28 protein-coding genes are annotated in these 24,076 nt (G+C 64.7%); 14 read left to right on the forward strand and 14 right to left on the reverse strand.

Annotated elements, in window-relative coordinates; genetic code table 11:
* Window positions 1–8: 8 nt before the first annotated feature.
* From gcvH to K8U54_RS16235, 4 genes are all read right to left on the reverse strand, one after another.
* On the reverse strand, window positions 9–392 hold the full coding sequence (gene gcvH / locus K8U54_RS16220; RefSeq protein ID WP_249906776.1) for a glycine cleavage system protein GcvH: 384 nt from the start codon (window positions 390–392) through the stop codon (window positions 9–11).
* Window positions 393–681: 289 nt separating this feature from the next.
* Window positions 682–1,485 carry a SirB1 family protein gene (locus K8U54_RS16225; RefSeq protein WP_249906777.1) on the reverse strand — a complete coding sequence of 268 codons (804 nt, stop codon included), beginning with the start codon at window positions 1,483–1,485 and terminating at the stop codon, window positions 682–684.
* A 94-nt stretch (window positions 1,486–1,579) separates the two neighbouring features.
* A complete protein-coding gene (locus K8U54_RS16230) occupies window positions 1,580–1,843 on the reverse strand; it encodes a YebG family protein (RefSeq protein ID WP_249906778.1) in 264 nt (87 codons plus the stop codon).
* Between the two features lie 23 nt (window positions 1,844–1,866).
* On the reverse strand, window positions 1,867–2,061 hold the full coding sequence (locus K8U54_RS16235; protein WP_249906779.1) for a hypothetical protein: 195 nt from the start codon (window positions 2,059–2,061) through the stop codon (window positions 1,867–1,869).
* A gap of 65 nt (window positions 2,062–2,126) precedes the next feature.
* On the opposite strand from K8U54_RS16235, the gene K8U54_RS16240 reads away from it, so the two are divergent.
* Window positions 2,127–2,600 carry a phosphate-starvation-inducible protein PsiE gene (locus K8U54_RS16240; RefSeq protein ID WP_249906780.1) on the forward strand — a complete coding sequence of 158 codons (474 nt, stop codon included), beginning with the start codon at window positions 2,127–2,129 and terminating at the stop codon, window positions 2,598–2,600.
* A 6-nt stretch (window positions 2,601–2,606) separates the two neighbouring features.
* Here K8U54_RS16240 and K8U54_RS16245 read toward each other — a convergent pair whose 3' ends face one another.
* From K8U54_RS16245 to yaaA, 7 genes are all read right to left on the reverse strand, one after another.
* On the reverse strand, window positions 2,607–5,240 hold the full coding sequence (locus K8U54_RS16245; RefSeq protein WP_249906781.1) for a DEAD/DEAH box helicase: 2,634 nt from the start codon (window positions 5,238–5,240) through the stop codon (window positions 2,607–2,609).
* A 105-nt stretch (window positions 5,241–5,345) separates the two neighbouring features.
* Window positions 5,346–5,591, reverse strand: a complete 246-nt coding sequence (locus tag K8U54_RS16250; RefSeq protein WP_249906782.1) for a hypothetical protein — start codon at window positions 5,589–5,591, stop codon at window positions 5,346–5,348.
* A 65-nt stretch (window positions 5,592–5,656) separates the two neighbouring features.
* On the reverse strand, window positions 5,657–7,069 hold the full coding sequence (locus tag K8U54_RS16255) for a GGDEF domain-containing protein (protein WP_249906783.1): 1,413 nt from the start codon (window positions 7,067–7,069) through the stop codon (window positions 5,657–5,659).
* A 65-nt stretch (window positions 7,070–7,134) separates the two neighbouring features.
* Complete coding sequence (locus tag K8U54_RS16260; protein ID WP_249906784.1) at window positions 7,135–7,521, reverse strand: ABZJ_00895 family protein; 387 nt, start codon at window positions 7,519–7,521, stop codon at window positions 7,135–7,137.
* Between the two features lie 57 nt (window positions 7,522–7,578).
* Window positions 7,579–8,409 (reverse strand): SDR family oxidoreductase, encoded by an 831-nt coding sequence (locus tag K8U54_RS16265; protein WP_249906785.1) that lies wholly within the window; start codon window positions 8,407–8,409, stop codon window positions 7,579–7,581.
* A gap of 44 nt (window positions 8,410–8,453) precedes the next feature.
* Window positions 8,454–8,918, reverse strand: coding sequence for a multidrug transporter (locus K8U54_RS16270; protein ID WP_249906786.1), 465 nt, complete (start codon window positions 8,916–8,918; stop codon window positions 8,454–8,456).
* 121 nt (window positions 8,919–9,039) lie between these two features.
* A complete protein-coding gene (yaaA, locus tag K8U54_RS16275; RefSeq protein ID WP_249906787.1) occupies window positions 9,040–9,819 on the reverse strand; it encodes a peroxide stress protein YaaA in 780 nt (259 codons plus the stop codon).
* A 386-nt stretch (window positions 9,820–10,205) separates the two neighbouring features.
* On the opposite strand from yaaA, the gene K8U54_RS16280 reads away from it, so the two are divergent.
* The 4 genes from K8U54_RS16280 to moaE all read left to right on the forward strand — a co-directional run bounded on the left by K8U54_RS16280 (window position 10,206) and on the right by moaE (window position 12,886).
* On the forward strand, window positions 10,206–11,597 hold the full coding sequence (locus tag K8U54_RS16280) for a PhoH family protein (protein WP_249906788.1): 1,392 nt from the start codon (window positions 10,206–10,208) through the stop codon (window positions 11,595–11,597).
* A gap of 110 nt (window positions 11,598–11,707) precedes the next feature.
* Entirely contained in the window at window positions 11,708–12,187 is a 480-nt protein-coding gene (moaC, locus tag K8U54_RS16285) for a cyclic pyranopterin monophosphate synthase MoaC (RefSeq protein WP_249906789.1), read from the forward strand.
* Window positions 12,184–12,426, forward strand: coding sequence for a MoaD/ThiS family protein (locus tag K8U54_RS16290; RefSeq protein ID WP_249906790.1), 243 nt, complete (start codon window positions 12,184–12,186; stop codon window positions 12,424–12,426). Before moaC ends, K8U54_RS16290 begins: the two co-directional genes overlap by 4 nt.
* Before the next feature lies 1 nt (window position 12,427).
* A complete protein-coding gene (gene moaE / locus K8U54_RS16295; protein WP_249906791.1) occupies window positions 12,428–12,886 on the forward strand; it encodes a molybdopterin synthase catalytic subunit MoaE in 459 nt (152 codons plus the stop codon).
* A gap of 7 nt (window positions 12,887–12,893) precedes the next feature.
* Here moaE and K8U54_RS16300 read toward each other — a convergent pair whose 3' ends face one another.
* Complete coding sequence (locus K8U54_RS16300) at window positions 12,894–13,058, reverse strand: hypothetical protein (RefSeq protein WP_167364675.1); 165 nt, start codon at window positions 13,056–13,058, stop codon at window positions 12,894–12,896.
* Between the two features lie 273 nt (window positions 13,059–13,331).
* Here K8U54_RS16300 and purT point away from each other — a divergent pair, with 273 nt between their 5' ends.
* Window positions 13,332–14,513, forward strand: a complete 1,182-nt coding sequence (gene purT, locus K8U54_RS16305) for a formate-dependent phosphoribosylglycinamide formyltransferase (protein WP_249906792.1) — start codon at window positions 13,332–13,334, stop codon at window positions 14,511–14,513.
* 433 nt (window positions 14,514–14,946) lie between these two features.
* On the opposite strand, the gene K8U54_RS16310 is transcribed toward purT, so the two are convergent.
* Window positions 14,947–16,200, reverse strand: coding sequence for an HlyC/CorC family transporter (locus tag K8U54_RS16310; RefSeq protein ID WP_249906793.1), 1,254 nt, complete (start codon window positions 16,198–16,200; stop codon window positions 14,947–14,949).
* A gap of 3 nt (window positions 16,201–16,203) precedes the next feature.
* Entirely contained in the window at window positions 16,204–17,004 is an 801-nt protein-coding gene (locus K8U54_RS16315) for a cytochrome C assembly family protein (protein WP_249906794.1), read from the reverse strand.
* A 196-nt stretch (window positions 17,005–17,200) separates the two neighbouring features.
* Here K8U54_RS16315 and ffh point away from each other — a divergent pair, with 196 nt between their 5' ends.
* From ffh to K8U54_RS16355, 8 genes are all read left to right on the forward strand, one after another.
* Window positions 17,201–18,577: a signal recognition particle protein gene (gene ffh / locus K8U54_RS16320; protein WP_249906795.1), complete on the forward strand. Its 1,377-nt coding sequence runs from the start codon at window positions 17,201–17,203 to the stop codon at window positions 18,575–18,577.
* A 143-nt stretch (window positions 18,578–18,720) separates the two neighbouring features.
* The gene (gene rpsP, locus K8U54_RS16325) at window positions 18,721–18,972 is read left to right on the forward strand and encodes a 30S ribosomal protein S16 (protein ID WP_009403592.1); all 252 of its coding nucleotides are present in this window, start codon (window positions 18,721–18,723) and stop codon (window positions 18,970–18,972) included.
* 9 nt (window positions 18,973–18,981) lie between these two features.
* A complete protein-coding gene (rimM, locus tag K8U54_RS16330) occupies window positions 18,982–19,518 on the forward strand; it encodes a ribosome maturation factor RimM (RefSeq protein ID WP_249906796.1) in 537 nt (178 codons plus the stop codon).
* 5 nt (window positions 19,519–19,523) lie between these two features.
* Window positions 19,524–20,276: a tRNA (guanosine(37)-N1)-methyltransferase TrmD gene (gene trmD / locus K8U54_RS16335; protein WP_249906797.1), complete on the forward strand. Its 753-nt coding sequence runs from the start codon at window positions 19,524–19,526 to the stop codon at window positions 20,274–20,276.
* A 41-nt stretch (window positions 20,277–20,317) separates the two neighbouring features.
* Window positions 20,318–20,668, forward strand: coding sequence for a 50S ribosomal protein L19 (gene rplS, locus K8U54_RS16340; protein WP_013790154.1), 351 nt, complete (start codon window positions 20,318–20,320; stop codon window positions 20,666–20,668).
* Window positions 20,669–20,855: 187 nt separating this feature from the next.
* Window positions 20,856–21,752 carry a site-specific tyrosine recombinase XerD gene (gene xerD / locus K8U54_RS16345; protein WP_249906798.1) on the forward strand — a complete coding sequence of 299 codons (897 nt, stop codon included), beginning with the start codon at window positions 20,856–20,858 and terminating at the stop codon, window positions 21,750–21,752.
* 108 nt (window positions 21,753–21,860) lie between these two features.
* Window positions 21,861–22,586 (forward strand): DsbC family protein, encoded by a 726-nt coding sequence (locus tag K8U54_RS16350; RefSeq protein ID WP_249906799.1) that lies wholly within the window; start codon window positions 21,861–21,863, stop codon window positions 22,584–22,586.
* Between the two features lie 165 nt (window positions 22,587–22,751).
* A complete protein-coding gene (locus tag K8U54_RS16355) occupies window positions 22,752–24,056 on the forward strand; it encodes a homoserine dehydrogenase (RefSeq protein WP_249906800.1) in 1,305 nt (434 codons plus the stop codon).
* The last annotated feature ends 20 nt before the right edge of the window (window positions 24,057–24,076 follow it).

The following is a 24,076-nucleotide window of genomic DNA, read 5'->3' on the forward strand; positions in this document are numbered from 1 at the left end:
GGGTTCTCTCAAGCGTCGGCTTTGGCGTTGAGCAGGCGCTCGTAGGCGTTCTGATCGAGCAGGCCGGCGAGGGCGCCGGCATCGGCTGGGCGAAAGCGGAAGAACCAGCCCTGGCCGAGTGGCTCGGCATTGACCAGCTCGGGGCTGGCTTCGAGATCCGGGTTCACCTCGACCACTTCGCCGTCGAGTGGCATGCCGATATTGCTGGCGGCTTTCACGGACTCCAACACCGCCACCTCGTCGCCGGCGGCGTAGGCCTGCAGCTCGGGCAACTGCACGAACACCACGTCGCCCAGCGCGTCTTGAGCGTAGGCGGTGATCCCTACGGTGACCAGGCCATCGGCCTCCTGACGCAGCCATTCGTGTTCGACGGTGAAACGCAATTCGCTCATGGGGGCTCCCTTGTTGGTCTTTGCCCATCTGGGTGGGCGCGGTTTATAGGAAACGGATAAGCAAGGTCGGTGCCATATAAAATAATCATTAAAAATCAATGAGTTATATATTTTAAAGCTTGATGTTTGGCAGCAGTGTATCGTTTTCGATACAGGCGGCGTGCCCCAGGCTGAAAAGCCCTGTCCGGGCCCACGAATGTCGCTGTTGGTTATCCGTGTGTCGTATTGGATACGGTGTATCGAAATCGGTACGGATGCGTGGGGCTGAGTGGCGCCCGCCCAGGGAGCATCAGTGGAGCGCCGGCTGTGCACTGGATTGGCGCAGCCGTTCACCGAGTTTCAGGCGCATGGCCGGGTCTTCGCACAAGAGCAGGGCGCGCTGTATGTCGAAGCGCTCGGCATGGGAACAATCGAGGTGCTGATACAGATCGGCCCTGGCCAGGTGGTCGTTGACGTTGGGTGGCGCCAGCTGCAGCACCCGTTCGGCGTCCTTCAGGGCGCTGAGGTAGTCCTCGGCCTGGGCGTGCAGATGGCGCAGGTTGCGCGACAGGCGCACGATCATGCTGCGCACATCGCAGCCCTGCATGTGCTCGGCGCTCAGCTGGGCAAGGGGGCCGAGGTAGCGCAGCAGCAACTCCCGGCAATCACGGGTGTACAGCCGGCGCCCGCCACAGGGATCGAGCAGGTGGTCGGCGCCGGGCACGCGCAGCAGAAAATAGCCGGGAAAGCTCACACCCTGCAACGGTATCTGCAGCCGCCGCGCCAGTTCCAGAGCGATCAGCGCGATGCTCAGCGGCTGGCCGCGACGCCGTTGCAGCACCTTGTGCAGCAGTGCGGCCTGCGGACGGACCGGGCTGTCGTCATCCTCGTGGAAATGCAGGTCGCTGAGGCGTCGCAACAGGGGTTGCGCCAATTCCTGGGGCGGGAAGTCGGGCAGGCCGGCGCCGACCTGCTGTTTGAGATTCTCCAGCTCGCCCATGAGCTGCTGGGGCTGCACCGTCGGGTCGTGCTCGGCGGCGATCCACAGTGCGGCTTCGAAAAGCATCGGCTGTTCGGCATTCAGACAGGCAAGGCAGTGATCGCGCGCGCTCATGGTCACCTCCCGGGGGATGTGCCTGTTTTAGCTGCGCGCGCGCCGGCCGTCCAGCCCGGAAAAGCGAAGAGATGTTAACCGGGGGGCCGGGCGGTCACTCCGCTTCCGGCTGGCCGCCCAGTTCGCCCAGGGCGTCGGGCTGGTTCTTGAACGCCTTGGCGAACACGTCGCGATTTCTGGCCATGTAGATACCCAGCTCCTCGCCCTGGTCCTCGCTGAGCGACGGTACGGCCTTCTGCAGGACCTCGCTGAGCAGCTCGGCCAGCTCCAGCATCTTGTCATGACGATCTGCTTCGGCCTTATCCATAAACAAACGCTCCGGGTCGCGACTGCTGCGGTACACCACTTCGACGGCCATTCATCACCTCTACGCCTTCGCTGTTAATTAAGAATACTGTTCATGCATACAGTTGTGGCAAGCATAATCAACTGGGCAGCGTTTGAACAGCGTAAACCCGGGCTGGCGATCATGCGCGACATCCTGCCACGGGCCTGGGCGATGATGGCATGTGTCTTTGCCGTGCCGCTGCGCATCTGTGTGCCATCGCAGCCGGTTCGCTGGTCTTGTTCCTGCATGGCAATGTCATGCGGGTGCGTCATGATCAGGGCGCCAGGCAGCATCATTTGGAAAGGGGAATGCCATGAAGTGGGTGGACAATAGCCGCAAGCGGATGCACAAGGGCGCGAATTCGATCGGTAATCTGTTCGTCGAAGGTTTTCATTACCTGGGGCTGTTCGCCATCGGTGCGGCGACCGCCTGGGCGTCGGTCGCCGCGTTCATCGGCATGGTGGACAAGGGCAGCGCCAGCGTCGACGACATCCTGCTGCTGTTCATCTACCTGGAGCTGGGGGCGATGGTCGGCATCTACTTCAAGACCAACCATTTGCCGATCCGCTTCCTGCTGTACATCGCCATCACCGCGCTGACCCGCTACCTGATCGGCGACGTGTCCCATCACAAGGCACCGGACATCGGCCTGTTGTACCTGTGCGGCGGCATCTTCTTCCTGGCGCTGTCGGTACTGGCGGTGCGTTTCGCGTCGTACAGGTTCCCGTCCAGCAAGGCCATCGACTCCACCGGTGAAGTGGTGGGCGACAACTACTCCGAGCGTTGAAGGCGCTCAGTCGGCCAGGGGTGCGAACAGCGCCTGCAGGTCGTCTTCGCTGAGCTGCCAGGTGCTCTGGCTGCCGCCTTCCTCGAGCAGGCCGTGGGCCAGGTTGGCCTTGGCCTGCTGCAACTGCTGGATCTTTTCTTCCACGCTGCCGCGGGCGATCAGCTTGTAGACGAATACCGGCTTGTCCTGGCCGATGCGGTAGGCGCGGTCGCTGGCCTGGGCCTCGGCCGCCGGGTTCCACCAGGGGTCGAAGTGGATCACGGTGTCGGCAGCGGTCAGGTTCAGCCCCGCGCCGCCGGCCTTGAGGCTGATCAGGAAGACCGGAAACTGCCCGGCCTGGAACTGCTCCACGGGGGTGCGCCGGTCACGGGTGCTGCCGGTCAGTTTGGCGTAGCCGATGCCACGCGCCTGCAGCTCGCTTTCTATCAGTGCCAGCATCGAGGTGAACTGGGAGAACAGCAGCACGCGGCGGCCTTCGCCGATCAGCGCGTCGAGCATGTCCAGAAGGCTACTGAGCTTGCCGGAGTCGCTGCTGCTCAGTTCGGCCGGGGCTTCGTCGAGCAGGCGCAGGTCGCAGCACACCTGGCGCAGGCGCAGCAGGGCTTCGAGGATGACGATCTGGCTGCGCGCCAGGCCCTGGCGGGTGATTTCCTCGCGTACCTTGCGGTCCATGGCCAGGCGCAGGATCTCGTAGCGATCGCGCTGGGCCGGCGTCAGTTCTACCCACTGGGTGATTTCGGTCTTGGGCGGCAGTTCGCGGGCCACCTGTTCCTTCTTGCGGCGCAGCACGAAGGGCTTGATGCGCCCGCGCAGGTGTGCCAGGCGCTGCTCGCTGCCGTGTTTTTCGATGGGCGTTCGGTAGTCGCGGGTGAAGCGCTTGGCGTCGCCGAGCCAGCCCGGCATCAGGAAGTTGAACAGCGACCACAGCTCGCCCAGGTTGTTTTCCAGGGGCGTGCCGCTCAGGCACAGGCGCTGGCGAGCGATGATCTGGCCGGCGGCGAGGGCCGCCTTGCTGCGCGGATTCTTGATGCTCTGCGCCTCGTCGAGAATCAGCAGGTGGAAGCGCTGCGCGGTCAGCGCCTTGAGGTCGCGTGGCAGCAGGGCATAGGTGGTGAGCACGATGTCATGCTCGGCGATCAGCTTGAACCCGCTGCGCCGCTTGCTGCCATGCAGGGCCAGCACCTTGAGGGTCGGCGCGAAACGTGCGGCCTCGTCCTGCCAGTTGGGAATCAGGCTGGTGGGCATGACGATCAGCGCCGGCTGCTGGAGGCGACCGTTCTGCTTCTCCAGCAGGATGTGCGCCAGGGTCTGCAGGGTCTTGCCCAGGCCCATGTCGTCGGCCAGCACACCGCCGACTTCCAGTTCGCCCAGCGCCTGCATCCAGCCCAGCCCCTGAAGCTGGTAAGGGCGCAGCTGTGCGGCCAGCTCGTCGGGGGCGCTCACCGCTTGTTGCGTGGTGTGCTGCAGGCGCCTGGCGAACTCGCGCAGCTCGATGCCGCCCTGCCAGTTCAGCGCCGGGCCCTGCTGCAGGGTGTTGAGGCGGGCAGCATCGGCGCGTGCCAGGCGTACCCGGGTGCCGATTTCTTCGGCCTCGCCGATGAACAATTCGCCGAGCGCCGCCAGCAGTGGCTTGAGCCGCGCATAAGGCAGGGCCACGCGGCGCTGGCTATGGGGCAGGCTGACCAGCAGCAGCTCCTCGTCCTGGCGCTGGGCCAGGGCGTCGCCGGAGAGCAGCCAGGGCGAGCGGCGGATGGCCTGCAGCAACACCGGCAGCAGGCTGATGCGCTGGCCCTCGACCTCGATGCCCAGCTCCAGGTCGAACCAGCCCTGCTCGGGCACCTCGTCGACATCGGCGTACCAGTCGTCGATCTCGGCCAGGTTGTACTGGAAGTCGGGCTGGATCTCGACGCGCCAGCCTTCGGCGCGCAGCGCCGGCACCTGCTGCTGCATGAAGCTCAGCCAGGCGGCATCGCCCTGCAGTTCGAAATGCTCGCCGGGGTGCTGGGCCAGGGCTTCGCTCTGCCGCAGGGCGATGCGCAGGCCGCCCGCTTCCAGGCGACGGCGCAGCTCGGCCTCACGCGGGGCGTCGCGGCTGATGCGTAGCTGGCGATTGGGCCCCAGGCGCACCAGCAGGTCCTTGGTCGTCTTGCCGACAGCCGTGTGGCCCTGGTAGTCGAAGGCCAGGGCGGCGCGGTGTTGGGTCTGTTCCAGCATACGGCCCTTGCGCGCATCGAAATGTACGCGTACGTGGCTGCCCAAGGTCAGGACCGGTTGTGGCTGCAGGTCGTCCAGCACGGTTTCGTCCACCGGCCTTTCGGTGACGATCAGGGTGCCGAGGTCATCGCCGGCGCGCTGCCGCGCCTCCAGGGTGAGCAGCGCCGCCGCCACGTGCTTGCAGTTGAACCCCACCGGGCAGCTGCAATGGCCGGTCACGCCCCAGCCCTTGCCGTAGGCGTGCAGGGTGATGCGCTGCTGGTAGGGACGCTCGCCGCTGCCCAGGCAACTGGCGAGCAGGCTGTGGTCCTTGAGGCTCAGCAGGCGGCTCAGGCCGCGTGTGGCGTAGTCCTGGCCGCGGCGTAGCGCACCTTCATCGAAGTCGCCGCGCCAGTCGGCCTGCTGCAGGTGCAGGATGTCAGGCATCGGGCGGGCTCTCTGGCGTCAGGGCGAGGTTCGGCATGGCAGTGAAAAAACGATGGCAAGCCGCCGATGGTCTCACAGCTCGCCCGGGAATGGCAGCACTGCGGCTCAGGTGCGTTCGGCTGGTGCTTCGGTCTTGATGGCGCCGCGAATGTTCATCGCGCCCAGGCACAGTTGCAGCACGATCAGGGCGTAGGCGTGGCTGTAGAGGCCCCAGGCGATCCACAGCAGGTTGCTGGCCATGAACACCCAGAAGCCCAGGTTACGGCGGCGGCGCTGCTTGGAGGCGACCAGCCAGGCGGCGATGACGGTGATCAGCATGGCTGGCCATTGCAGCCAGTCGAGGTAATCCATAAGGCATCCAGAAACGAGAGGTGACCTCACTAGCGACCGGCGCAGTGCCGCGTGCGTTCGACCTTTCAGACCGGGGCGTTCTCACGCTGCGCCTTGTCGGCATACATCTCGGCGTCGGCCATGCGCAGCAGGTCGCTGGCGCTGGTGCCGTCCTGGGGCGCGATGGCGATACCGATGCTGATGCCCACCTGGACACTCTGCCCGTTGAAGACGATAGGATCGCTCAAGTCGTCCTCGATGCGTTGCCCGAGGCGAATGGCTGCGGCCCTGTCGAGACCCGGCAGCAGCACGGCGAATTCGTCACCGCCCAGGCGCGCCGGCATGTCGATGCTGCGCAGCAGGCCGCGCAGCCGGCTGGCGCTGACCCTGAGCACCTCGTCGCCTGCGGCGTGACCGTAGCGATCGTTGATCTGCTTGAAGTGATCCAGGTCGATCATCATCAGCGCGAAGGATGCCGAGCGGCCATTGGCCAGGGCGCTGGCGACGCTGTGATCGAACACCCGGCGGTTCGGCAACTCGGTCAGCGGGTCCTGGTGTGCCAGGGTGTTGAGGGGCCGCAGCAGGTGGCGGCCGATCAGTACCACCACCAGTGCCGACAGGCCCAGGCTGGCCAGCAGTAGATAGCGCTGGAAACCCTCGATGCGCTCGTAGGCGGCCATGTTCTGGCTCAGCGACTTGCCGGCGATCAGCAACACGTCGCTGGCCTGCTGGGCATTGAAGTTGTTCAGTGCCACCGAGCGCATCAGGTATTCGTCATGCTCGTCCTGCAGCGTCCACTCGGCGCCGTCGACCAGCGCCGCCGGGTTGCCCAGCAGGCGCTCGAAACTGCTGCTCAGGGTATTGCCGTGCAGCTGCCAGGCACCGTTCTGCCCCCGGGACAGAAACACGAAGTCGGTATCGGTGACCTTTTTGAGGGCCTGCGCCAGTTCATCGTCGATGGCAAAGCCCAGAGTCAGCTCGGCCTGGGGCGTGGGCATGTTCACCACGCTGTGGATGAGCTGGTAGAGCACGCCGCTCTGGCTGCGCAGCAGGCTGACCGGTTGCGCCTCGGGGCTCGCGGACCGGGCAGCCGCCTTGAGCAGTGGCGCGATATCGGCCTGTTGCAGTTCCCTGGGCACGCTGGCGATCAGCTGGCGGTCGAGGGTATTGAGCAGGGCGATGTCGGCCTTCAGCCGGCTGCCGTGGTTGTCCAGCATGGACTCGATGGTCGAGCGCTCGCCCGTGGCGATGGCTTCCTTGAGGCCGTAGTCGGCAGCCAGTACCGCGGCGCCCTGGGCCAGTTGCCGCTGGCGCAGCTCGAGCAGCTCGTCGACCACCTGGGTGGTGGTCTGCAGGCTGCTGCTGATGGTTTCCTCGACGATGCTGCGGTTGGTGCGGGTGCTGACTAGGTAGATGACCACCTGCACGGTGAGCAACGCCACGAGCAGCATCACGATGATGCGTCGCTCCTGGGTCTTGATGTGCCGGCTGCTTCTCATCGAGGTTCCAAATCGTTCTCTGTCATCGAGTGTAGAGCAGCGATCGGCCGGCAAGTGCCAGCCGATCACGGCGTGCGCTTGAAGATGCGCTCCGAGAACAGCAATTGGGCGAGTAGCGGATAAGCGAGGTAATGCAGGATGAAGATCACTATGCCCATGGGGCTGGGCTCGTCCTGCAGGGTCATCATGGTCAGCAGCCCGGCGTACAGCAGCGCCAGCAGGCCGCCGTACAGCCATACCAGGCGGCGTCGCTCGCCTCGGGTGGGCGGGCGGCGTTGCTGCCAGGCGAACAGCAGCGCCATCAGCGCCGCGATGCTGGCGGCGATCACCAGGGTGGCCAGCACGCCGCCGAGTTTGACGAAGCTGCGCAGCAGTAGGTTGAGCACCACGGCCGCCACCACGCCGACGAGGGCGTAGCGCAGCATGGCGACTGGCTGATGGGAAGGCGGCATGGCGACAGGGCTCGGCGACGGCGATGAAGCTTGGAGTCTCGCCCGTGCCGCGAGGTTCTACAAGCGGCGATCCAGGCCGAAGCGGCGGCTCAATACCCGGTCGAGCAGGGCGCCGGGCAGCAGCGCGGCAAGCAGCGGCAGGGCCCGGCTGCCATTGCCCAGGCGCAGCACCCGCGGGCGCTTGGCGCTGGCCACTGCGGCGAACACGTTGCGCGCCACGTGGCTGGCGGGTGTCGGGTCGTCCTGGGAGGCGATGGCGCGGGCGCGGATGCCGTCGCGCATCGGCCACCAGGGCGATTGCTCGCCGATCAGCTGTTCGGCCTGGCGGCTGGCACGGGTACCGAAGCTGGATTCGATGGCGCCCGGTTGCACCTCCATCACCCCTACCCCGAACGGTGCGAGCTCCAGCCGCAGGGCGTCGCTGATGGCATGCACCGCGGCCTTGGAGGCGCAGTAGGCGCCTGCGAACGGGGTCACCAGCACGGCGGAAACACTGCCAATGTTGATCACCAGGCCCTTGTTCTGGCGCAGCAGCGGGAACAACGCGCGGGTCACGTTGACCAGGGAGAACACGTTGGTCTCGAACTGCTTGCGCAGCGCCGTGGCGCCGCCATCGAGCAGCGGGCCCATGGCGCCATAACCGGCATTGTTGATCAGCACGTCGAGTCCCGCGTTGCGCGCCTTGAGCGTGCTGGCCAGCTGTTCGACCGCGGCGGCGTCGTTGACGTCCAGTTGCACGGCGTGGAAACCGGCCTCGGCGAGGCGCGCCACGTCCTCGCTCTTGCGGGCGCTTGCCCAGACCTCATAGCCCTGCTGGGCGAAGGTATCGGCCAGTGCCCGGCCAATGCCGCTGGAGCAGCCGGTGATCAGAACCCTAGGGTGGCTCATGGATAATCCTTGTGATTGTTGTTGTGTGGATCGTGAAACAGCGCCTAGCGACTGAAGGTGCCCTGCAGCTGCTCGGCGCGAAACTCCAGGGTGCTGGCGCGATAGCCGCTACGCAGGGTAGGCAGCGGCAGGCAGGTTTGCCAGTCGGCGCCGGGCAACAGCTCACCAGGGCCGCTGTAGCGCGGCGCTTCGAACAGGCGCTGCGCCAGGTTGACGCTGTCACCCGGCCGGTAGGCGGCCACCTGCCACCGCAGCGCCTGCAGGGCAGCCTCGCTGCCGTTGTGCAGGTGCAGTTGCAATGGGCGATCGGCGGGGCAATTCTCGGGGGCGTAGCTCAAGCGCAGCTCGAGGTGGGCCAGGTTGCGGTTCTCGCGGCTTTCCTGCCACAGCACCCAGCTCGCCACCAGGCCCAGCCCGGCCAGTGCCGCCAGGGAAATGGGCAGGGCCTTGGCCGGGTAGCGGATCAGCAGGATGAACCAGCTGAGAACCAGAATCGCGCCGAAAATCATGGCTGGACCTTGAATGTCGAGTGTCCGCCAATCCTACACAAGGCCGGGTTTGTCGGCACGCGCCCAGGGGTTGATGGATGTTTCACGCACGGCCGCGCTGAAATGGGAGCAGACCCTAGGCTCACTCCGGCGCGTGGTCGCGCAGGAATACCAGCCTGTCGGCGCTCGAGTCCTTTGCCGAGAAGCGGTAGCCCTGGTCGTCGAAGTCCTTGAGGTGCTGGGGATCGGTCACCCGTTCGCGGATCACGTGGCGGGCCATCAGGCCGCGGGCCTTCTTGGCGTAGAAACTGATGATCTTGTACTGGCCGTTCTTCAGGTCCTTGAACTCGGTGTCGATGACCCGCGCCTTGAGTACCTTGCGCTTGACCGCCCCGAAGTACTCGTTGGATGCCAGGTTGAGCAGCACGTCGTCGCCCTGGGCCGCCAGCGCCCCGTTCAGCCACTCGCTGATGTGCTCGCCCCAGAAGGCGTAAAGGTCCTTGCCGCGGGCATTGGCCAGCTTGGTGCCCATCTCCAGGCGGTAGGGCATCATCAGGTCGAGCGGGCGCAGCAGGCCATACAGGCCGGACAGCATGCGCAGGTGCTGCTGGGCGAAATCGAAGTCGGCCTCGGTAAAGCTCTGCGCGTCCAGGCCGGTGTACACGTCGCCCTTGAAAGCCAGCAAGGCCTGCTTGGCGTTCTCTGTAGTGAACTCCGGTGTCCAGCTGCCGAAGCGTGCAGCGTTGAGGCCGGCGAGCTTGTCGGAGAGGTGCATCAGTTCGGCGATCTGCGCGGGCGAGAAGTCGCGCAACTGGGCGACCAGCTCCTGGGCGTGGTCGAGAAATTCGGGCTGGGTGAAGCGCGAGGTCACCGGTGCGCTGTCGTAGTCCAGGGTCTTGGCGGGTGAAATCACCATCAGCATGAGTCGTCTCCTTCGGCGGAGCGGCGATTCTAGCCGATTCGGCAGCGCCAGCGGGCGGCTGGCAAGGGGGCCGGACTCATGACTCTAGTGCCCGTTGAACGCCGCTGCCAAGGTCATTCGTCCAACCGACAAATAAAAATAAAAAAACTGAAAAGATCATTTGCCTGTCACATTTTTTGGAGTATCAACGAACTGTGGTTTGCGGCGAGCCGGGCATGAAGACCGGCCCGTACGGACCACGCCTTGAAAGACCGCCGAACCCTGCAGACAGGTGGCGGCCCTCGGCCCTCATCCGTTTGCGGCGCTCCTGATCGGGAGTCGGTGGTTCTGTGTGGCGGAGCGCCGTCCTGGCATTCCGTCGCTGGATCTGACAAGAGGTGACGAGTATGGATGACTACGGACGCATCAAGCCCACCGCCCCAACCTTGTACGCCCTCGACACCAATGTCCTGATTCACGATCCCAACGCACTGCTCAATTTCCAGGAACACCACGTCGCCATCCCGATGACGGTGCTGGAGGAACTCGACAAGCTGAAAACCGGCAAGCAGGGCGTCGCCGCCGAATGCCGGCAGGCCATCCGCCTGATCGACAAGATTCTCGACGGTGCCACCCCCGAGGACGTCGAGCATGGCGTGCCGATCCAGCGGGAAAAGAGCGGCCCCTGCGGCTTCCTGTCGATTCTCATGAGCAAGAGCGCGGCGCCGGTCACCTGGCTGCCCGAAGACCTCAACGACAACAAGATCATCAACCAGCTGGTGGAACTCAAGGCGCGTCGCCCGGGGATGTCCGTGGTGCTGGTCACCAAGGACATCAACATGCGTCTGAAGGCGCGTGGCTGCGGGCTGGATTCCGAGGATTACCACACCGACCAGCTGGTCGACGACATCTCGCTGCTGTCCAAGGGCTACCACAACGTCGACGGCGCCTTCTGGGATCGCGTGGCCAAGGTCGATACCCGTCAGGGTCACGGTCGCACCTGGCACCGCGTGCAGCTCAGCGAGGACCTGCCGGCGGTCAACGTCAACGAATTCATCATCGACGAGCAGGGCTTCGTCGGCTGGGTCAAGGAGGTGGAGGGTAACGAGCTGCTGATTCTCGACCTGCACCAGGAACCACTGCTGCACCAGGAAGCCTGGGGGCTCAAGCCGCGGGACATCCACCAGGCGCTGGCGCTCTACGCGCTGCTCGACCCGGACATCCACCTGGTCAACCTGACCGGTGCCGCCGGCTCGGGCAAGACCATCCTGGCGCTGGCCGCGGCCATCGAGCAGACCATGGTCAGCAAGCGCTATCGGCGCATCATCGCCACCCGCTCGGTGCAGGGGCTGGACCAGGAGATCGGCTTTCTGCCCGGCACCGAAGCGGAGAAGATGGAGCCCTGGCTGGGCGCCATCACCGACAACCTCGAAGCCCTGCACATGGATGACGAGAACACCCACGGCAGCGTCGACTACATCCTGCAGAAGGTGCCCCTGCAGTTCAAATCCCTGAACTACATCCGCGGGCGCAGCTTCCAGCAGAGCCTGATCCTGATCGACGAATGCCAGAACCTCACCCCGCACCAGATGAAGACCATCATCACCCGCGCCGGTGCCGGCTCCAAGGTGATCTGCCTGGGCAACCTGGCGCAGATCGACACCCCTTATCTGTCGGCACCCAGCTCGGGCCTGACCTACCTCACCGAGCGCTTCAAGGGCTTCGAGCACGGCGTGCACATCACCCTGCAGGGCGTGCCGCGTTCGATCCTTGCCGAGTACGCGGAAAGCCATATGTAGCAACATTGCCCGGAGCCGCCTGGCGGCTTCGGGCCTCATTGCGGCGTCCGTGGTTTGCAGGGGGCGGTGCGGGGCCTACAATCGCCAGGTTTTCTATTTGGAGATTGCCCGTGCTGACCCATCTCGACTCCCAGGGGCGCGCCAATATGGTCGACGTCAGCGACAAGGCGCAGACCGTGCGTGAAGCCGTGGCCGAGGCCCGGGTGCGCATGCTGCCCACCACCCTGCAGATGATCGTCGACGGCGAACACCCCAAGGGCGACGTGTTCGCCGTGGCGCGTATCGCTGGCATCCAGGCCGCGAAAAAGACCGCCGATCTGATCCCGTTGTGTCACCCGTTGATGCTGACCAGCGTCAAGGTCGAACTGCAGGCCCATGGTGACGACGCGGTGCTGATCCGCGCGCGCTGCAAGCTCACCGGCCAGACCGGCGTGGAAATGGAAGCGCTCACCGCGGCCAGTGTCGCGGCGCTGACCATCTACGACATGTGCAAGGCGGTGGATCGCGGCATGGCCATCGAGCAGGTGCGCCTGCTGGAAAAGCTCGGCGGCAAGAGCGGTCATTTCCTGGCGAGCGAGGACGAGCGATGATCCGTGTGCAGTACTTCGCCCGTTATCGCGAAACCCTGGGCCTGGATGCCGAGGAGCTGCCGGGCAGTTTCGCCACTCTCGACGAGCTGCGCCTGCACCTGCTGGCCCGCGGCGGCGCCTGGGAGGTGCTCGCCGAGCGCGGCTTGATGTGCGCCCGCAACGAGGAACTCTGTACGTTGAGCGAGCCGCTGGCCGATGGCGACGCGGTGGCGTTCTTCCCGACGGTTACCGGAGGCTGAGATGGGTATTCGCGTCCAGCAGGCCGTCTTCGATCCGGGGCACGAGACCAACGCCGTGCACGCCGCCAACACCGGCGTAGGCGCCGTGGCGTGCTTCGTCGGCTACGTGCGCGACTTCAATGACGGCCAGGACGTGGCGGGGATGTTCCTCGAGCATTTCCCGGGCATGACCGAAAAGGCCCTGGCGGGCATCGAGGCCCAGGCCCGCGAGCGCTGGCCGCTGCTCGGCGTCGAGGTGATTCACCGGGTCGGGCGGCTGCAGCCCGGCGAGCCGATCGTCTTCGTCGGTGTGGCCAGCGCCCACCGCCAGGCAGCCTTCGAGGCCTGCGAGTTCATCATGGATTACCTGAAGACCCGCGCGCCGTTCTGGAAAAAGGAAGACACCCCCAACGGCCCGCGCTGGGTCGAGGGCCGTGACAGCGATCAGGCATCCGCCAGGCGTTGGCAGGCCGACAGCTGAAAGCGGCTCAGCCGAACTCGATAAATACCTTGAAGAACAGCGGGGCGAACATCGACAGGCCGCCCAGCCCCGTCAACCAGATGCCCCATTCCTGTTCGCGGTTGTTGAAGCCGATACCCAGCAGCAGAAAGCCGCTGATCAGTAGCACGATCATGATGTGGAAAGCGTCCATGGCGAAGCCTCCTCGAAAGTATCGCGTGCCAGGAGCTGCGCTGCTGCCTCGCATGCCGAGGCAGCGGCGGCCTGTACCTTGAGCGTAGTCGAGGGGGCGGGCGGTGGCGCTGATCCAGGTCAATTCGCGGGATCAATAATGCCTTGTCTTGGCGGGCGCCCAGGCTGCCGCGAACGCACGCTACGTCGGCCGGTTCGCCGATTTTGTTCGCGGTGGCGGCCGGGGGCGATTAAAATCGCCGCCTGAATTCTCCTGCTACCCAAGGATCCTGTTATGCCCCGTATCGGAACCCCCCTGTCGCCCAGCGCGACCCGTGTGTTGCTGTGTGGCTCGGGCGAGCTCGGCAAGGAAGTGGTCATCGAACTGCAGCGCCTCGGCGTGGAAGTGATCGCCGTCGATCGCTACGCCAATGCCCCGGCCATGCAGGTGGCGCATCGCAGCCACGTGATCAACATGCTTGACGGCGCGGCGCTGCGTGCAGTGATCGAGCAGGAGAAGCCGCACTACGTCGTGCCGGAAATCGAGGCCATCGCCACCGCCACCCTGGTCGAGCTGGAGAACGAAGGCTACACCGTGATCCCCAGTGCACGCGCCGCGCAGCTGACCATGAACCGCGAAGGCATCCGTCGCCTGGCCGCCGAAGAGCTCGGCCTGCCGACCTCGCCCTATCAGTTCGCCGATTCCTTCGAGGAGTTCCAGGCGGCAGTCGGCGCCATCGGCTTCCCGTGCGTGGTCAAGCCGATCATGAGCTCGTCGGGCAAGGGCCAGTCGGTACTCAAGGGCGCCGATGACGTGCAGAAAGCCTGGGATTACGCCCAGGCTGGCGGTCGCGCCGGCAAGGGCCGGGTGATCGTCGAGGGCTTCATCGACTTCGATTACGAAATCACCCTGCTCACCGTACGTCACGTCGGCGGCACCACCTTCTGTGCGCCGGTCGGCCATCGCCAGGAGAAGGGCGACTACCAGGAATCCTGGCAGCCCCAGGCGATGAGCCCGGCGGCCCGCGCCGAGGCGGAACGTATCGCCCTGGCCGTCACCGGCTCGCTGGGTGGCCGCGGCCTGTTCGGCGTCGAGCTGTTCGTCAAGGGTGACCAGGTGTGGTTCTGTGAAATCTCGCCGCGCCCCCACGACACTGGGCTGGTCACCCTGATCTCCCAGGACCTGTCCGAATTCGCCCTGCATGCCCGCGCCATCCTCGGTCTGCCGATCCCGGCGATCCGCCAGTTCGGCCCGTCCGCCTCGGCAGTGATCCTGGTCGAAGGTGAGTCGAAACAGGTCAGCTTTGGCAGCCTGGGCGCCGCGCTCACCGAGGCGGATACCGCCCTGCGCCTGTTCGGCAAGCCGGAGGTCAGCGGCCAACGCCGCATGGGCGTGGCCCTGGCCCGCGACGAGTCGCTGGACGCGGCCCGCGCCAAGGCGCTGCGCTCGGCACAGGCGGTCAAGGTCGAGCTGTAAGGCTCAAAGTCTGCTGCGCGTCGGCACTGCGACGTTAAAAACAGGCTCGGAATGCTCATGTACACCAGTACAGTCGCCCGCGACTCCGACCGTTCCTCGCCTGTTTTTGCCTTGCATTGCTCTAGCTCGCGAGACTTTGGTAATCAAGGCATAGAGTGGGTGCGCGCTCTTCACCCACCGCTGCAATAGCAGAGGGTGGATGGGTGAAAGTGTCGTCTAACCTAGGAACTGCTGCTTTTGTGGGAGAGGCTTCAGCCTCGATTTTGTCTGCCTAGGCATAAAAAACTCGCGGCTAAAGCCGCTCCCACGAGATCGCTGAAAGTCCGCTTCTGCTTTGTTTCCTTCGCTCCATGAAGAATACGAGCTCTCGGTTACGGGCGTTCATGAGCGGCCTCTAAACACTAGAAGCGTTCCCGCCGCTGGCTATCCAGCTTCAGTGCTGCTGGGCCTCCCAGGCCCGCACTTCCAGCACCCGGCTGCCGCCGGCCTGGACGATCTCCAGCCGGTAGCGGCCCACCTGCAGGCACACGGCGCAATCCGGGATGTTCTCCAGCACTTCGGTCACCAGGCCGTTGACCGTCTTCGGCCCGTCCACCGGCAGCTGCCAGCCCAGGGCCCGGTTCACTTCACGCAGATAGGCGCTGCCCTGGATCGACCAGGTGCCGTCGCCCAATGCATGAAACTCACGAGGATGGGCGGTTTCCACCGAGCTCAGGTCGCCGACGATCTCTTCGAGGATGTCTTCCAGGGTGACGATACCCATGGCCTCGCCATACTCGTCGACCACCACGGCGGTGCGGTACCTGTGCTGCTGGAAGCTCACCAGCTGGTTCGCCAGCGTGGTGCCTTGCGGCACGAAGTACGCCGCGTCGCAGGCCTGCAGCACCGCCGCTTCGTCCAGCTCGCGGCGTCCGGCCAGGCGGCGCATGTGCAGGATGCCTTCGGTCTGGTTGAGGCTGTTGCGGTATACCGGCAGGCGGGTGTGCGAGGCGGCCCGGATCTGCTCGAACAGCGGCGTGCTGCCCGACAGGTCGATGCCGTTGATCTCGTGGCGCGGAATCATCACGTCCTCGACGCTGACCTTGTCCAGCTCCAGCACGCCCAGCAGCATGGCGCGTCGCTCGGCGGGCAGCGGCAGGTCGTCGGCCTGCAGGGCGTCACGCAGCTCGGTGAGGCTCGGCGCATCATCGGGCTCGGTGCCTGGATCGGCCTTGCCGATGCGTCGGCGCAGGCCCTGGCCGATGGTCATCAGCAGGCGGGTGAGCGGTGACAGGGCCAGGCTGACCAGGGCCAGCGGTCGACTGGCCGGGTAGGCGAACAGCGGCGGCGGCAGGATGGCCAGCAGGCGCCCGAAGGGGTGGGCGAGCATCAGCACGGCCAGGGTCAGGATGAAGGGCGACGGCGCCAGGGTGCCGGGCGCGCCGTGGCGCAAGGCCAGCAGGGTGGCGGCGACCGAGGCGGCCATGGTGCTGCAGATGGTGCCGATGCGCAGGGTGGCCGACAGCCGCTGGGGCTGGTCGAGCAGGGCGATCAGCCGGGCGGCCGCGCGATGGCCCTGGCGCGCCCGGTAGCGCAACCGATAGCGGTTGAGGCCGAACAGCACGGTACGCGCGCAGATGAAAAAGGTCGCGCAGCCCAGCAGGATCAGCAGCACGGCCAGCTGGAACAGCGGAGAGGGTGCGTTCACGGCTCAGATATGGAGGATGAATTCGCGAACCAGCTTGCTGCCGAAGAAGGCCAGCATCAGCAGGCAGAAACCGGCCAGGGTCCAGCGGATCGCCTTGTGGCCGCGCCAGCCGAGCTGATGGCGGCCCCACAGCAATACGGCGAACACCACCCAGGCGAAGCACGACAGGATGGTCTTGTGCACCAGGTGCTGGGTGAACAGGTTGTCGATGAACACCGCGCCGGAGAGCAGCGACAGCGACAGCAGCGCCCAGCCGCCCCACAGGAAGCCGAACAGCAGGCTTTCCATGGTCTGCAGCGGCGGGAAGTTGCGGATCAGCCCGGATGGATGCTTGTGCTTGAGCTGGTGATCCTGCACCAGCAGCAATAGCGACTGGAACATGGCGATGGTCAGCAGGCCGTAGGCCACGATCGACAGCAGGATATGGGCGAGGATGCCGGGGCCTTCCTCTATCGGCTGGCTGGTGCCGCTGGGCATGAACTGCGCGCACAGCACCGTCAGCCCGCCGAGCGGAAACAGGAACAGCAGCAGGTTGTGCACCGGCATGCGCTGGCAGGCCAGCAGGATAAGGGCGATCACCGTGAAGGCGATCAGGCTGGCGGTGTTGAAGAAGTCCAGGTTCAACCCGGCCGTGTAGTGCATCTGCATGAACAGGCTGCCACCGTGAAAAAGCAGGGCAACCACGCCCACCAGCAGCAAAACGGCGTTGCTGGGCTGGCTGCGGCGGGCCAGATGCAGGCCTTGGTAACCGGCGGCGCCAAAATAAAGGACGGCTGCGGCGAGACTGGGCAACAGAGGGTGCATAGATCCTGGATGACGAGAGCCTGAAAGGCGCCGAGTGTGGCACACAACGGGAGACGCAAAAAGACTGCAAGTGGTATCAGGTCTCACTAGGGTCGCAGGCGCACCGACAAACAAGCCTCGAAAGCGTCGCGGTCTTCGTTATAATCCGCCGTTTGCTGCCAGCCCATCCCGGCCAGACGGCCTGAAAGGAACGCGCATGTTCGAAAACTTAACCGATCGCCTCTCGCAGACTCTGCGCAGTGTCACTGGCAAGGCCAAGCTGACCGAGGACAACATCAAGGACACCCTGCGCGAAGTGCGCATGGCGTTGCTCGAGGCCGACGTGGCGCTGCCCGTGGTCAAGGATTTCGTCGCCCGCGTCAAGGAGCGCGCGGTCGGCACCGAGGTGTCCAAGAGCCTGACCCCGGGCCAGGCGTTCGTGAAGATCGTGCGCCTGGAGCTGGAAAGCCTCATGGGCGCCGCCAACGAAGACCTCGACCTGAGCACCACACCGCCGGCGGTGGTGTTGATGGCCGGTCTGCAGGGTGCCGGTAAGACCACCACCGTGGGCAAGCTGGCGCGCCTGCTCAAGGAGCGCAAGAAGAAGAGCGTGATGGTGGTGTCCGCGGACGTCTACCGCCCGGCGGCGATCAAGCAGCTGGAAACCCTGGCCAATGACCTGGGCGTGACCTTCTTCCCCTCCGATATCACCCAGAAGCCGGTGGCCATCGCCGAAGCGGCGATCCGCGAAGCCAGGCTCAAGTACATCGACGTGGTGCTGGTCGATACCGCCGGCCGCCTGGCCGTCGATGCCGAGATGATGGCCGAGATCCAGGCCCTGCACGCCGCGGTCAAGCCGGTGGAAACCCTGTTCGTGGTCGATGCCATGACCGGTCAGGACGCCGCCAACACCGCCAAGGCCTTCAATGACGCACTGCCGCTGACCGGCGTGGTGCTCACCAAGGTCGACGGCGACGCCCGTGGCGGTGCTGCGCTGTCGGTGCGCGCCATCACCGGCAAGCCGATCAAGTTCATCGGTATGGGCGAGAAGAGCGAAGCGCTCGAGCCGTTCCACCCCGAGCGGATCGCCTCGCGCATTCTCGGCATGGGCGACGTGCTCAGCCTGATCGAGCAGGCCGAGCAGACCCTCGACCGCGAGAAGGCCGAGAAGCTCACCAAGAAGCTCAAGAAGGGCAAGGGCTTCGACCTCGAGGACTTCCGCGATCAGCTCGTGCAGATGAAGAGCATGGGCGGCCTCGGCGGCCTGATGGACAAGCTGCCGCAGATGGGCGGTGTCAACCTGGCACAGATGGGCAATGCCCAGGGCGCGGCGGAAAAGCAGTTCAAGCAGATGGAGGCGATCATCAACTCGATGACTCCCGCCGAGCGCCGCGACCCCGATATCATCAGTGGCTCGCGCAAGCGCCGTATCGCCATGGGTTCCGGTACCCAGGTGCAGGACATCGGCCGGCTGATCAAGCAGCACAAGCAGATGCAGAAGATGATGAAGAAATTCAGCGCCAAAGGCGGCATGGCCAAGATGATGCGCGGCATGGGCAGCATGATGCCCGGCGGCGGCATGCCGAAGTTCTGATGGCTCTGGCGGGCCGCCTGGCGGCCTGTGGAAAAAGAGATTTGCAAACAGCCGCATAATCCTTAGAATATGCGGCCTTTCGGGCCTAGGCCCATTTTTGATGTGTGCCTCAAGTTAGCACCGACTACAGGAACGATGTTCACATGGTAACTATTCGTCTCGCTCGTGGCGGCTCCAAAAAGCGCCCCTTCTACCACCTCACCGTGACCAACAGCCGCAATGCGCGCGACGGTCGCTTCGTAGAGCGTATCGGTTTCTTCAACCCGATCGCCTCGGGTGCTGAAGTCAAGCTGTCCGTGAATCAAGAGCGCGCCACCTACTGGCTGAGCCAGGGTGCCCAGCCGTCTGAGCGTGTTGCTCAGCTGCTGAAAGAAGCTGCCAAGGCTGCTGCCTAAGCACTTCTTATGAGCACGACGCCGGCCCCCGCCGAGGATCTTCTGGTTCTCGGCAAGATCGTTTCGGTGCATGGCGTCAAGGGTGAGATAAAGGTGTATTCCTTTACCGATCCCCTGGATAACGTGCTCGACTACCCCCGCTGGACGCTACGGCGCGAAGGCGAGGTGAAACAGGTTGAACTGGCTGGTGGACGCTTGCAGGGCAAGGTTCTGGTCGCCAGGCTCAAGGGGCTCGATGATCGTGAAGTGGCGCGTACCTACGCGGGCTTCGAGATCTGCGTTCCCAGGAGCCAGCTGCCGGAGCTCGATGACGGCGAGTTCTACTGGTATCAGCTGGAAGGTCTGAAGGTCATCGATCAGGCGGGGCAATTGCTCGGCAAGGTCGATCATCTGTTCGAGACCGGTGCCAATGACGTGATGGTGGTCAAGCCCTGCGCTGATAGCCTCGACGATCGTGAGCGCCTGCTGCCGTATACGCAGCAGTGCGTGTTGTCGATCGACCTCGAGGCTGGCGAGATGCAGGTCGACTGGGATGCGGATTTCTAAGCGCCATGCCGAGCTTGCGCGTTGATGTCATCACGCTGTTCCCGGAAATGTTCGCCGCCATCGGCGATTACGGCATCACCAGCCGTGCGGTGAGGCAGGAGCTGTTGCAGCTGACCTGCTGGAACCCGCGCAGCTACACCACGGATCGTCATCACACGGTTGACGACCGCCCCTTCGGAGGTGGTCCCGGCATGGTGATGAAGATCAGGCCGCTTGAGGATGCCCTGGCCGATGCCAGGCAGGCCAGCGGCGGCCGGGCGAAGGTGATCTACCTCTCGCCACAGGGCCGCAAGCTGACCCAGGCGGCGGTACGCGAGCTGGCGAAGGAGGAGCGTTTGATCCTCATCGCCGGCCGCTACGAAGGCGTCGACGAGCGTTTCATCGAAACCCACGTCGACGAGGAATGGTCGATCGGCGACTACGTCCTGTCCGGCGGTGAGCTGCCGGCCATGGTGCTGATCGATGCGGTAACGCGCCTTTTGCCTGGTGCATTGGGTCATGCAGATTCGGCCGAGGAAGACTCCTTCACGGATGGCTTGCTCGACTGCCCGCACTACACCCGTCCGGAGGTGTATGCGGATAAGCGTGTTCCGCAGGTGCTGCTTGGCGGCAACCACGAACACATCCGGCGCTGGCGTTTGCAGCAGTCCCTGGGACGCACCTGGGAACGCCGTGTCGATCTTCTGGATAGCCGCTCGCTTTCTGGAGAAGAGAAGAAGCTGCTGGAGGAATACATCCGCCAGCGGGACGATAACTAAATATCGATGGCCGGCCTGACGGCCCGTCTTAGGAGCGCAGCATGACCAACAAAATCATTCAGCAACTCGAAGCTGAGCAGATGAGCAAAGAGATCCCGACCTTTGCCCCGGGCGACACCGTAGTCGTTCAGGTGAAAGTAAAGGAAGGTGACCGTCAGCGTCTGCAGGCGTTCGAGGGTGTGGTAATCGCCAAGCGTAACCGTGGTCTGAACAGCGCCTTCACCGTGCGCAAGATTTCCAGCGGCGTTGGCGTTGAGCGTACTTTCCAGACCTACAGCCCGCTGGTCGACAGCCTGGCCGTCAAGCGTCGTGGTGACGTTCGCAAAGCCAAGCTGTACTACCTGCGCGACCTGTCCGGCAAGGCAGCACGCATCAAGGAAAAACTGGTTTAAGCCAGGCTTTCCCCTCGAAAAAAGCAGCCTCGGCTGCTTTTTTCGTTTCTGGTGTTTGGTGGGTTGGCTGTTTACGGTTCATTGTGGGAGCGGGCCATGCCCGCGAATCGCGCGCATGGCCCGCTCCCACAGGTAACGCTCGCGAGCACCAGCGCCATGACTATTCACCTGAAGCAGATCTGACCCCATGTCCGCTGTCGACCATCCATTGATCGAGCGTTTCATCGAGGCCTTGTGGCTGGAGAAAGGCTTGTCTGCCCATACCCAGGCGGCCTATCGCAGTGACCTGGCGCTGCTCAATGGCTGGCTGCAGGCCCGTGGCGTCGAGTTGCAATCGGTCGGGCGCGAGGTGCTGCTCGATCACCTGGCCTGGCGCATGAGCCAGGGCTACAAGGCGCGCTCCACGGCGCGGCTGATTTCCGGCATGCGCGGCTTCTACCGCTTCCTGTTGCGTGAAGGGGTGATCGATACCGACCCTACGCTGCAGGTGGACATGCCCCAGCTTGGCCGGCCCCTGCCGAAATCGCTGTCCGAGGCCGATGTCGAAACGCTGCTGGCGGCGCCGGATCTGGACGATCCCATCGGCCTGCGTGATCGCGCCATGCTCGAGGTGCTGTACGCCTGCGGGTTGCGGGTCAGTGAACTGGTCGGCCTGACCCTCGAGCAGGTCAACCTGCGCCAGGGCGTGCTGCGGGTGTTCGGCAAGGGCAGCAAGGAGCGTCTGGTGCCCATGGGCGAGGAGGCCATCGGCTGGGTCGAGCGCTATTGTCGCGAGGCGCGGCCCGCGCTGCTGGCGGGGCGGCCGGCGGACGTGCTGTTTCCCAGCCTGCGCGGCGAGCAGATGACCCGGCAGACCTTCTGGCACCGCATCAAGCATCAGGCCCGGGTGGCCGGTATCGCCAAGTCGCTGTCGCCGCACACCCTGCGTCACGCCTTCGCGACCCATCTGCTCAATCACGGTGCGGACCTGAGGGTGGTGCAGATGCTGCTGGGCCACAGCGATCTGTCCACCACGCAGATCTACACCCATATCGCCCGTGCCCGCTTGCAGGCCCTGCATGCCCAACACCATCCGCGAGGCTGAATCGGCTGGCGCCAGTTCGCGCTTTGCGTCTGCCGCCCGCAGCCTGTGGCCGCGGTTATGGTAGTCTCTGTGCTTTCCCCGTCACCCCGTCGCTCGATAGGAGTATTCATGCGTGTGACCCGCATCGTCGCGGCCATGGCTCTCGGCCTGGTCAGTACCCTCGGCCATGCCGCCGACCCGGATCAGGCGATCCGCAAGAACCTGCTTTCCATCCAGCCCGATCTGCCGATCGAGGCCATTGCCGAGAGCCCGATGCCCGGCGTCTACCAGGTGCAGCTCAAGGGTGGCCGCCAGCTGTACGCCAGTGCCGACGGTCAGTTCGTGATGCAGGGTTACCTGTTCCAGTTCAAGGATGGCCAGGCCATCAACCTCACCGAGGCGGAAGAAGGCAAGGCCATCGCCAAGCAGATCAACGGCATTCCTGCCAAGGACATGGTGGTGTTCGCGCCGAAACAGCCGAAGACCCATATCACCGTGTTCACCGACACCGACTGTGGTTACTGCCAGAAGCTGCACAGTGAAGTGGGCGAGCTGAACAAGCTGGGTGTCGAAGTGCGCTACCTGGCCTTCCCGCGCCAGGGGCTCGGCAGCAAGGGCGCAAAGGACCTGGCCAGCGTGTGGTGCGCCAAGGATCGCCAGGCGGCGATGAACAAGGCCAAGGCCCGCGAGTCGGTGCCTGCGGCCACCTGCGACAACCCGGTTGCCCAGCAGTATCAGCTGGGGCAGATGATCGGCGTCAATGGCACGCCGGCGATCATTCTCGAAAACGGCAAGATGATTCCCGGCTACCAGCCCGCTGCCCAGCTGGCCAAGCTGGCCCTGGAAGCCAAATGATTTGAGCGGCTGGGGGCTGTTGGCGCGCGCGGCAGCGCGACTCGTGCGGTAGCGTTAACAGGCCCTCGCCGATTGACTATCCCTGGGCCGCTTCGTAATGTGCGGCTCTTTTCCACGGCCGGCGCCCGCGTCGGCCGTTTTATGCAGTGCAGTTGGGAGTCTAGTGTGAATCCGGTCAAAGTAGGCATCTGTGGGCTGGGTACCGTCGGTGGCGGTACCGTGAATGTGCTCAAGCGCAACGCCGAGGAAATCGCGCGTCGTGCCGGGCGTGGCATCGAGGTGGCGCAGATCGCCACCCGTACACCCAAGCCCCAGTACCAGTCGACCGGCATTATTATGACCGACGATGTCTTCGCGGTGGCCAGCAACCCCGAGATCGATATCGTCGTCGAACTCATCGGTGGCTACAGCGTCGCCCGTGAGCTGGTTCTCAAGGCCATCGACAACGGCAAGCACGTGGTCACCGCCAACAAGGCGCTGATCGCCGTGCACGGCAACGAGATCTTTGCCCGCGCCCGCGAAAAGGGCGTGATCGTCGCGTTCGAAGCGGCGGTGGCCGGTGGCATTCCGGTGATCAAGGCGATCCGTGAAGGCCTGTCGGCCAACCGTATCAACTGGTTGGCCGGGATCATCAACGGCACCGGCAACTTCATTCTCAGCGAGATGCGCGAGAAGGGGCGCACCTTCGAGGACGTGCTGGCCGAAGCCCAGGCCCTGGGTTACGCCGAGGCCGACCCGACCTTCGACGTCGAAGGCATCGACGCGGCCCACAAGCTGACCATCCTGGCGTCCATCGCCTTCGGTATTCCGCTGCAGTTCGACAAGGCCTACACCGAAGGCATCACCAGGCTGACCACTGCCGACGTCAACTACGCCGAGGCCTTGGGCTATCGCATCAAGCACCTGGGTGTGGCGCGCCGCACCGAGGCCGGCATCGAGCTGCGCGTGCACCCGACGCTGATCCCGGCCGACCGCCTGATCGCCAACGTCAATGGCGTGATGAACGCGGTGATGGTCAATGGCGACGCCGCCGGCAGCACCCTGTTCTACGGCGCCGGTGCCGGCATGGAAGCGACCGCCTCGGCCGTGGTGGCCGACCTGGTCGACGTGGTGCGGGCGCTGACCACCGACCCGACCAACCGCGTGCCGCACCTGGCCTTCCAGCCGGATTCGCTGTCCGACCACCCGATCCTGCCGATCACCGATTGCGAGAGTGCCTACTACCTGCGCATCCAGGCCAAGGATCGCCCCGGCGTGCTGGCCCAGGTGGCGAGCATCCTGTCGGAGCGCGGCATCAACATCGAATCGATCATGCAGAAGGAAGTCGAGGAGCAGGACGGCCTGGTGCCGATGATCCTGGTCACCCATCGCGTTGCCGAGCAGCGCATGAACGACGCCATTTCTGCCCTGGAAGCGCTGGCCGACGTCGTCGGCAACGTGGTGCGCATCCGCGTCGAACAACTCAGCTAATTCAGTCGCGCGCCGCGACT

Origin of the sequence: Pseudomonas fulva, assembly GCF_023517795.1 — a bacterium.
Taxonomy (GTDB): domain Bacteria; phylum Pseudomonadota; class Gammaproteobacteria; order Pseudomonadales; family Pseudomonadaceae; genus Aquipseudomonas; species Aquipseudomonas fulva_D.